Below are 2,033 nucleotides of genomic sequence, written 5' to 3' on the forward strand. Positions count from 1 at the left end.
GCAAAACACAAGTCACCCACGAAAGCGAGGCTGCTCCGGCAACCTCGCAGCCGGCCGAGGCGCCGGCCTTCTTCCGACTGGACTACCGCGGCGATTTCCTGACCAGCCCGGGGCTGACGGGGGACTGGGGCGGCGCCAGGACGCAGCTCGCCGAGAAGGGCATCTCGTTCAACGTCGAAACGCTCAACTACTTCCAGGGCAACGCCCACGGCGGCAAGTCCACGAACGACGCGTTTCGGTATGGAGGGTCGACCGACTACTTTCTCCAGCTCGACACCGGTCGCATGGGCCTGTGGCCGGGGGGGTATTTCAAGGTTCGCGGCGAGACGAGGTGGGGGCACGGAGTCACCGGGCAGGTCGGAGCGATCTCGCCACCCAACTTCGACAGCCTCCTCCCCGCGCCCGAACCCGACGGCGTGACGACGTTGACCGAGTACTACATGATGCAGTTTCTCAGCGAGAAGTTCGGCATCATCGCCGGTATGGTGGACTTGACGCGCCTGCCCGGCGGCAACGAATTCATGGGTGATCCCTACAGCCAGTTCATGAACACGGCCCTCTGGTACAACCCGGTTGCGTTCTCGACCGTCCCCTATGCGGCGATGACGGCGGGAGGCCTCTACACGGTGAACGACTGGCTCAGCGGCGCGACCCTGGTGATCGACGCAAACGGCTGGCCGACGTACAGCGGCTTCGAGACCGGTTTCCACGGCCCCCAAGGAGCAACCATCGTCCAAGCCCTGACCTTCAAGATCAAACCCTTCGACCGGGTGGGCCACCAGCGGATCAATTTCTCCCTCTCGACGCGAAAGAGGTATGAGTTGAACGACCTTGGGCGGCTGGCGCTGTCCGGGCGAACCTCGCCGGGCGACAATCGTCTGAACCTGGGCGGGATTGCTCCGAGTCGCAGCCAGGGCCTGTTGAGCAGCGCCCGCAGCGGCTTACGAAGGTACCTCTTCAGCAAGGCGATCGAGCCGGAGAAGGAATCCGGGAACTGGGCGTTCTGGTACGACTTCGATCAGTATCTCTACAACGATCCGCAGGATCCGAACCAGGGCTTCGGCCTCTTTGGAGGTTTCGGCTGGTCGCCGGGCGATTTCAATCAGGTCGCGACCTCCTACAACCTCGGCGTCGGCGGCAAGGGCATGATCCCCACGCGAGCCCATGACCGCTACGGCGTCGGCTACTACTACTTGAACTTTTCCAATGACCTGCCCGCCATCCTGGGCGTGAATGCCGAGCAGGGAGTCGAGGTTTTCTACAACATCGAAGTGACCCCGTGGCTGCACGTCTCTCCGGATCTGCAGGTGATCATCGATCCGGGCGGTGACACGGGACATGGAGAGCGGGAGCCCGCGCTTGTGTACGGGCTGCGGGCGCAGGTGAGTCTCTGACGACGGCGTGTGCTGCCGGCATTGCTGAACGTGGAACAAAGGCTCGCGACGGAACAGGCGAGCCAACAGGAAGCAGAAAGTGGCGAGTGGCGATTGGGGCCACTCCTTGTTGTCGTTACACGAACCCGGGAGGTTCACTCATGCATCTCACGCGATCGACGGTTGTGCGAGGTCTGTTGGTGTCGGCATTCGCTGTTGCGATGGCCATCGGCTGCGAGTCGCAGCAGAGAACTGGACCGAGGGAAAGCGGCACGCAGGTCACCGGCGTGCCGGGCTCACCCAGCGCCACGACCACCATTGATGGGAAGCAACTCCCGCCGCCCGACCCGAAATTCGGCGGGGTGATCAAGGAAACAGCCATGGAATCGAAGCCGTGGTGGGCGCCGCGGGTCGTGCCGCCCAAGGGCGCGCCCAACATCCTGCTCATCATGACCGACGACTCGGGCTACGGCGTGCCGAGCACATTCGGCGGTGTGATTCCGACGCCGGCGCTGGACCGCGTCGCCAAGGTGGGTCTGCGCTACACGCAGTTCCATTCTACGGCGCTCTGCTCACCGACGCGTGCGGCGCTGATCACGGGGCGCAACCATCACTCCGTCGGCTACGGCGTGATCGCGGAGCAGGCCACCGGCTACCCCG

At 63.9% G+C, this 2,033-nt stretch carries 2 protein-coding genes; both read left to right on the top strand.

Annotated elements, in window-relative coordinates:
* The coding region (locus VMS96_14360; protein HVP44610.1) for a carbohydrate porin at window positions 1-1,394 on the top strand (1,394 nt) is incomplete at its 5' end.
* Between the two features lie 179 nt (window positions 1,395-1,573).
* Window positions 1,574-2,033: sulfatase-like hydrolase/transferase (locus tag VMS96_14365; protein ID HVP44611.1), on the top strand; the 460-nt coding region annotated here is incomplete at its 3' end.

It is taken from the genome of Terriglobales bacterium (assembly GCA_035543055.1).
Classification (GTDB): Bacteria; Acidobacteriota; Terriglobia; order Terriglobales; family Acidobacteriaceae; genus JAIQFD01.